The sequence below is a fragment of the Pseudoalteromonas sp. genome (assembly GCF_041613455.1).
In the GTDB taxonomy this organism is placed as follows: domain Bacteria; phylum Pseudomonadota; class Gammaproteobacteria; order Enterobacterales; family Alteromonadaceae; genus Pseudoalteromonas.
This window is the reverse complement of record NZ_JBFJHD010000153.1, coordinates 1-7,430: the sequence shown is the minus strand read 5'-3', so window position 1 is coordinate 7,430 and position 7,430 is coordinate 1. Positions and strand designations below refer to the sequence as shown.

General features: G+C 44.8%; 6 protein-coding genes. 1 reads left to right on the top strand and 5 read right to left on the bottom strand.

Going from position 1 to position 7,430, the window contains the following annotated elements:
- From ABYB02_RS12610 to prlC, 5 genes are all read right to left on the bottom strand, one after another.
- Positions 1–1,212 (bottom strand): IscS subfamily cysteine desulfurase (locus tag ABYB02_RS12610; RefSeq protein ID WP_372762795.1); only part of this gene is annotated, 1,212 nt, incomplete at its 3' end.
- A 24-nt stretch (positions 1,213–1,236) separates the two neighbouring features.
- Positions 1,237–1,728 (bottom strand): Fe-S cluster assembly transcriptional regulator IscR, encoded by a 492-nt coding sequence (gene iscR, locus ABYB02_RS12605; RefSeq protein ID WP_372762794.1) that lies wholly within the window; start codon positions 1,726–1,728, stop codon positions 1,237–1,239.
- Between the two features lie 193 nt (positions 1,729–1,921).
- Positions 1,922–2,644, bottom strand: a complete 723-nt coding sequence (gene trmJ / locus ABYB02_RS12600; protein WP_372762793.1) for a tRNA (cytosine(32)/uridine(32)-2'-O)-methyltransferase TrmJ — start codon at positions 2,642–2,644, stop codon at positions 1,922–1,924.
- A 280-nt stretch (positions 2,645–2,924) separates the two neighbouring features.
- The gene (locus tag ABYB02_RS12595; protein ID WP_372762792.1) at positions 2,925–3,680 is read right to left on the bottom strand and encodes a class I SAM-dependent methyltransferase; all 756 of its coding nucleotides are present in this window, start codon (positions 3,678–3,680) and stop codon (positions 2,925–2,927) included.
- Between the two features lie 142 nt (positions 3,681–3,822).
- Positions 3,823–5,874 (bottom strand): oligopeptidase A, encoded by a 2,052-nt coding sequence (prlC, locus tag ABYB02_RS12590; RefSeq protein WP_372762791.1) that lies wholly within the window; start codon positions 5,872–5,874, stop codon positions 3,823–3,825.
- A gap of 204 nt (positions 5,875–6,078) precedes the next feature.
- Between prlC and gorA the strand changes: the two genes are divergently transcribed.
- Positions 6,079–7,430, top strand: a 1,352-nt coding sequence (gene gorA, locus ABYB02_RS12585) for a glutathione-disulfide reductase (RefSeq protein ID WP_372762790.1), incomplete at its 3' end; no start/stop codon positions are given.

The following is a 7,430-nucleotide window of genomic DNA, read 5'->3' as shown; positions in this document are numbered from 1 at the left end:
GTGAGCCCATTCAACTGAATCTAAATCAATACCTTCTTGATGCATCTCCCAAAGTGGAGACATTTCACGTAGGCGACCGATAGAGTTTTTCATTAATTCGACGGTGTAATCAATCTCTTCTTCGGTGGTAAAACGACCAATACTAAAACGAATTGAGCTATGCGCTAATTCATCGTTACGCCCTAGTGCACGTAAAACATAAGAAGGCTCTAAACTTGCCGATGTACAGGCTGAGCCTGACGATACTGCAATGTCTTTTACTGCCATTAGTAACGACTCACCTTCAACAAAGTTAAAGCTGATATTAACAATACCGGGTACTGACTGGTCTTGCGTGCCGTTAAAGTACACTTCGTCCATGTCACTCATTATGCCGTCGATTAAACGCTTACGTAATGCGCTGATATGTGCATGGTCTTTTTCAAAATCTTGTTTAGCAATTCTAAACGCTGCACCCATACCTACTAACTGGTGAGTAGCAAGTGTACCAGAACGCATACCACGTTCATGGCCGCCACCGTGCATTTGCGCTTCTAAACGGGCACGTGGTTTACGACGTACGTAAAGTGCACCAACCCCTTTAGGGCCATATATTTTGTGGCCAGAGAACGACATAAAATCAACTTTAAGTTGTTGTACGTCGATTAATACTTTACCTGCACTTTGCGCTGCATCAACATGGAACATAATTTTACGTTCGCGACACATTTCACCAATCGTGGCGATATCTTGAATCACACCCAGCTCGTTATTAACATGCATGATGCTTACTAACACGGTATCGTCACGCATTGTGTCTGCTAGTTTTTGCAGGTCAAGTAGGCCGTTTTCTTCCACGTCCATATAAGTTACTTCAAAACCTTGACGCTCTAGCTCACGACAGGTGTCGATAACTGCTTTGTGCTCAGTTTTAGCGGTAATAATGTGCTTACCTTTCTTTTTGTAAAACTGTGCTGCGCCTTTAATTGCTAGGTTGTTTGATTCCGTTGCACCCGAAGTGAAAACAATTTCACGTGGGTCTGCATTAATTAAATCGGCAACATCGGTACGCGCTTGATCAACAACTTCTTCAGCTTGCCAACCAAATCTATGTGAACGTGACGCAGGATTACCAAAATTACCGTCCATTGTCAGGCATTGCATCATTTCTTTGGCAACACGATCGTCAACAGGCGTGGTTGCTGCGTAATCTAAATAAATCGGTAACTTCATTTCTCTCTCCGCTGCAGGTCAACCTTAAAGTTGACAGCTTACTTGAATGTTTTCCAACTGCTTAATTGCATCATTAATACTGTTATCTTGGCGCAATGCGATTTCTTTCACATCGCTTTTTTCCACCAATTCAGCAAGGGTAATATTATTTAAAAATTCTTCAATTCGTACGCTTAACTCTGACCATAAGTTATGAGTTAAGCAACGCATACCGCTTTGGCAACCTATGTCGCTTCTTTGGCAACGTGTAGCATCTACTGATTCATCCACGGCATTAATAACATCGCCAACAGAAATAGCGTCCGCTTCACGCCCTAATAAATAACCACCGCCAGGGCCGCGAACTGAGCTTACCAAGCCATTTTTCCGTAATCGGGCAAACAACTGTTCGAGGTAAGACAAAGAGATTTCTTGTCGTTGTGAAATATCAGCAAGGGCTACAGGACCTACACCTGTGTGTAGCGCAACATCCAGCATCGCTGTAACGGCGTATCTGCCTTTCGATGTTAACTTCATAACGCCCTCCGCACAAAAGAGTGCAAATTTTAATTACCAGAGTAAATTAGTCAAGTATTATCACTAAAATCAGCTTCAGCTAGACCTTTAATACTTGAGTATTTTACTCAGGTATTGAGTCCATTGTAATTACTTGAGTAATTTAGTCAAGTATTAGCGCACAATATAATCATTCGGCTAATATAACTTAACGCTATTTAATAGACTTATTTATTGAGGTAAGAATACCGCGCAAAATATTCATCTCTGCGTCTTCCGGGCGCGCGCGGTTAAATAAACGACGCAACTTAGTCATCACCATGCCTGGGTGCTGCTTAATGATAAACCCAGTGTTAAACAGCGTTTCTTCAAGGTGACCATAAAACAATTCGGTTTGTTTAGAACTTGGGTAGAGCGTGTCATCTTGTTCAGCGGGTTTAGGTTGCTGATTTAAAAACGCCATACGTGTTTCGTAACACAGTGTTTGCACTGCCATAGCTAAATTAAGCGAACTGTATTCCGGATTGGCAGGAATACACACATGGTAATTACACAACTGTAACTCTTCATTAGTTAGGCCACTGTTTTCACGACCAAATACCAAGGCAACTGGGCCATTAACCGCTTCATTCACCAGCTTTTCACCGCATTCGCGCGGCTCCACCATAGGCCAAGACAGCGTACGTGAACGCGCACTGGTACCAATTGTTAATGCGCAATCAGCAATTGCATCGGCAACGCTATCTACAATCACCGCATTACCTAAAACATCACTCGCTCCAGCCGCTAATGCGCTGGCATGACTGTCGATTTCACACGCCGGATCAACTAAATAAAGCTTTGATAAGCCCATGGTTTTCATGGCGCGTGCCGCTGAGCCAATATTTCCTGAGTGTGAGGTATTTACTAAAACAATGCGAATATCATCTAAGATCATAGCTGTGCTACTTATTCGGTCCTAAAAAATTGCGCAAATTCTAGCATGAAAACGCGCTGAGATCCTATATTCAATGCAGTAGATGTTATAATCAACAGCTAAAAGATCAGCTTAATGTTCGGGGTGAGCAAATATTTTTAATGACGACGATTAACCGAGCAAAATTTTTTCACCAAGCGCAGTGAATGAGGAATAAATCAGAACACATAAAAGCTAAGGGCATCCACATTCGTTGCGATTTTAACTCGCAGCTTGTAGCCCGTAGCTCATCACCCGCAACCTAAACCATCGCCGCTTTTACATAAACATCAAAGCGATTCTTTTTGGTTTTGATTTGCATGCTGGGAGTTTTATCGTTTAAAAACGGGGCGTAATCGGGACGTTTAACCACCACGCGCTTGCTGGCTAATGGGTAGGCAAATGCCAATAGATCGTCGGCGTCACTATCAGCTCCCACTAAGTCTTGAAACACGCGCATTTCTTTTTTCACGAGTGCTGACTTTTCACGATGTGGAAACATCGGATCTAAATACACCACATCAGGGATGCTTTCGCACTGCTCTAGTAACGTGTGGCTGGAGCCAAACACTAAGCTCATATTTTGCTGCATCCACGGGCCTATTTCAATGTCGCTGTAAGCACGTTGCAAACCATCATAGAGTAACGCTGCCACCACCGGGTGGCGCTCATGTAAAATCACTTTACAGCCAAGCGACGCCAATACAAAACCGTCACGCCCAAGCCCTGCGGTAGCATCAAGCACCACAGGTGTCGCGCCTTTGTTTAACCCTACCGCCTTGGCTATGGCTTGCCCTTTACCACCGCCAAATTTGCGACGGTGCGCAGCGGCGCCTGTAACAAAGTCAACGTTAATTGCACCTAACTTAGGCTCATCGGTTTTAAATAAGCTCAAGCCGGTATCGTCGTAGTGCAACCGAAAACCACTGTTTTGCGCGGCCCATTGAGCTAAACCAAATCGGCTTTCTAGCTCATTTAAATATGGGCGCAACTCTTTAAAAGCACACTGAATAACCACTCTACACTCCGACGAAAAAATACCGTTTCAGTATATCAAGCGCGTTAATGTAACGCACTTAAAAACATAAACGGCCAGTGTCTGACTAACGCCTGAGCACTGACCGTTATACGTCGCTAAACAGCGTGTTTAGCGTGCTGGGTTAAGCGGCAATGCCACTGTGGCGCAATAGTGCATCCACATTAGGCTCGCGACCACGGAAGTTTTTAAACAACTCCATCGGCTCTTCACTGCCGCCTTTTTCTAGGATGTGTTGCATAAAGGCTTGCCCCGTTTGTGGGTTGAAAATACCGTCTTCTTCAAACTTAGAGTACGCATCAGCCGACAGCACTTCCGCCCATTTATATGAGTAATAACCGGCACTATAGCCACCAGCAAAAATGTGGCTAAAGCCATGCTGAAAACGATTAAACTCAGGGACTTTAACAACCGAGGTGCGGCTACGCACGTCGTTAAGTACCGCTTGAATATTACATTGCTCACCGGCTACATAGTCGTGATGTATTTTAAAGTCGAATAACGAAAACTCTAACTGACGCAGCATTTGCATGCCTGAGTTATAGTTTTTCGCGGCCAGTAATTTATCCAGTAACTCTTTTGGTAGTGGTTCACCGCTTTCATAATGCCCCGAAATAAAGCTCAGCGCTTCTTCTTCGTAACACCAGTTTTCTAAAAATTGGCTCGGCAGCTCAACGGCATCCCATGCCACCCCGTTAATGCCGGCTACAGGCGCAGCATCGACTTGGGTGAGCATATGGTGAATACCATGGCCAAATTCATGGAATAAAGTGGTCACTTCGTTATGGGTAAATAACGCTGGCTTATCGCCAACCGCTTTATTAAAGTTACAAACTAGGTACGCCACCGGTGTTTGTAACTCACCGTTTGCGCGTACTTTGCGGCCCATACAATCGTCCATCCACGCGCCACCACGTTTATGATCACGTGCGTATAAATCAAGGTAAAAGCGGCCACGCAACGTGTTGCTGCTGTCGTAAATTTCAAAAAAGCGTACATCTTTATGGTAGCTATCGAAGTCGCTGATTTCTTTTACACTAATGCCAAATAAACGCTTTACCGTTTCAAACAAACCACTGAGTACTTTATCGGCCGGAAAGTACGGACGCAGTACTTCATCTGAAATAGCGTACTTTTCTTGCTTAAGTTTTTCGCCATAATAACCATAATCCCACGCGGCAAGCTCAGTAATACCGTGCTTTTGCTCGGCGTAGGCTTTTAGTTCAGCCAGCTCTTGCTCTGCTTGCGGTTTAGACTTAGCCGCTAAGTCTTCTAAAAAGGAGAATACTTGCGCCGGAGACTCTGCCATTTTAGTGGCGAGTGACTTTTCAGCGTAGTTATTAAAACCTAATAGTTGCGCCAGCTCATGACGTAGCGCCAGCTCTTCGCTCATAATCGCTGAGTTATCAAATTCACCCGCGTTAGGACCTTGATCAGAGGCACGAGTTGAAAATGCCGTATAAGTTTCTTCACGTAGCTTACGGTTATCGGCATAAGTCATAATCGGCAAGTATGACGGAAAATCAAGGGTGAAAACCCAACCGTCTAGCTGTTTGCTTTTTGCCGTGTCGGCAGCCAGTGCTAATGCAGATTCGGGCAAACCAGCCAACTCAGTTTCGTCGGTAATATGCTTTTGCCACGCTAATGTTGCGTCCATCACATTGTTACCAAATTTTGCCGCCAGCTCAGATAAGCGGGCACTTATTTCACCGTAGCGCTTTTGCTGCGCAGGCTCAAGTGCAATACCCGACAGTTTAAAATCACGTAATGCATTGCTAATCGACTTTTGTTGCGCGGTCGTTAGCGTATTAAATTCGTCACTGTTATACAGCGCGTTATAGGCGGCGTATAAGCCTTGATGTTGGCCAACAAAAGTTGAATATTCAGAAATGAGCGGCAAACATTGCTCATAGGCGGCACGTAACTCGTCGTTGTTCATAACCGAGTTTAAATGCGAAACCGGTGAAAACATGCGCGATAATTTGTCGTCTGCTTCTTCTAGTGGCAATACTAGGTCATGCCAAGTATATGACTGTTTTGCTAGCACATCGTCAATCGCTTTGCGGCACTGCTCGATGCCGTGCTTAAGTGCTGGCACCACGTGCTCTGGTTTTATTTTAGAAAATGGCGGTAGGCCTTCCAGCCCGATTAATGGGTTGCTGTGTGCGTCGGTCATATTTTTCTCAATGTTATGCAATATAAAATTAAAGTTGGGGCAAAGTAGTTAAATACAAGAGTAACATCGTAGCAGATCATCCAGGTCGTTTTACTCGCTGCGCTGCGTCGGCTGTTTTTTCGTTTCTAGAGCACATTGGGTGACTTGCAGATGGCATATGATATCATCTGCAAAACACTGTTAAATATTTTTTGAGGATTAAACATGGCTCAGCATTTTGATTATATTGCAATTGGTGGTGGTAGTGGCGGTATTGCGTCGGCTAACCGTGCAGCAATGCGTGGCGCTAAGGTTGCGCTGATTGAAGCCCAACACATGGGTGGCACTTGTGTAAACGTAGGCTGCGTACCCAAAAAAGTAATGTGGCACGGTGCTCAAGTTGCTGAAGCAATTAATTTATACGCCCCTGATTATGGCTTTAATGTTGAAATGAAAAGCTTTGACTGGAGCAAGCTAGTCGAGAGCCGTGAAGCCTATATTGGCCGTATTCATAAAGGTTACGATAACGGTCTGGCCAACAACGGCGTAACGGTTATTAACGGCTTTGCAAAATTCGTTGATAGTAACACCGTTGAAGTAAATGGCGAACTGTATAGCGCCGATCATATCCTCATTGCAGTTGGTGGCCGCCCGAGCATTCCAAATATTGAAGGCGCTGAACACGGTATCGATTCAAATGGCTTTTTTGAGCTTAAACAGCAGCCAAAACGCGTGGCCGTGATTGGCGCAGGTTACATCGCAGTTGAGCTGGCGGGTGTGCTACACAGCTTAGGCACTGAAACACATTTATTTGTTCGCAAACATGCTCCATTGCGTAATTTTGACCCTTACATTGTTGATACACTCGTTGAAGTTATGGCCAAAGAAGGGCCGACTTTACACACCCATTCGGTACCAGAGAAACTGGTTAAAGAAGAGGATGGCACGGTGACGCTGCATTTAGGCAATGGCAAGAGCCATAACGTCGATCAGGTTATTTGGGCCATTGGCCGTGAGCCAACCACAGATGCCATTAACGTTGCAGCCGCCGGCGTCGAAGTTAACAGCAAAGGCTTTGTTAAAGTAGATGAGTACCAAAACACCAGCGCAAAAAATGTGTACGCTGTGGGCGATATTATCGAAAACGGCATAGAGCTAACGCCTGTTGCAGTAAAAGCGGGGCGTACTTTATCTGAGCGCTTGTTTAATAAAGCACTCCCTGATGACTTAAAAATGGATTACAGCTTAGTGCCTACCGTGGTGTTTAGTCACCCGCCTATTGGTACTATTGGCTTAACGGAGCAAGAAGCGATTTCGCAATACGGTGCAGAAAATATCAAAGTATATCAGTCGGCATTTGCCGCTATGTATACCGCTGTTACTCAGCACCGCCAACCATGTAAAATGAAACTGGTTTGTGCCGGTGCCGATGAAAAAGTAGTGGGTCTGCACGGTATTGGTTTTACTGTTGATGAAATGATCCAAGGATTTGCCGTCGCCATGAAAATGGGCGCCACTAAAGCTGATTTTGATGCGGTAGTGGCTATTCACCCTACCGGCTCGGAAGAGTTTGTTAC

Coding starts and splice junctions, on each gene's coding strand:
- iscR (WP_372762794.1), bottom strand. CDS start 1,728: ATGAAGTTAACATCGAAAGGCAGATACGCCGTTACAGCGATGCTGGAT.
- trmJ (WP_372762793.1), bottom strand. CDS start 2,644: ATGATCTTAGATGATATTCGCATTGTTTTAGTAAATACCTCACACTCA.
- prlC (WP_372762791.1), bottom strand. CDS start 5,874: ATGACCGACGCACACAGCAACCCATTAATCGGGCTGGAAGGCCTACCG.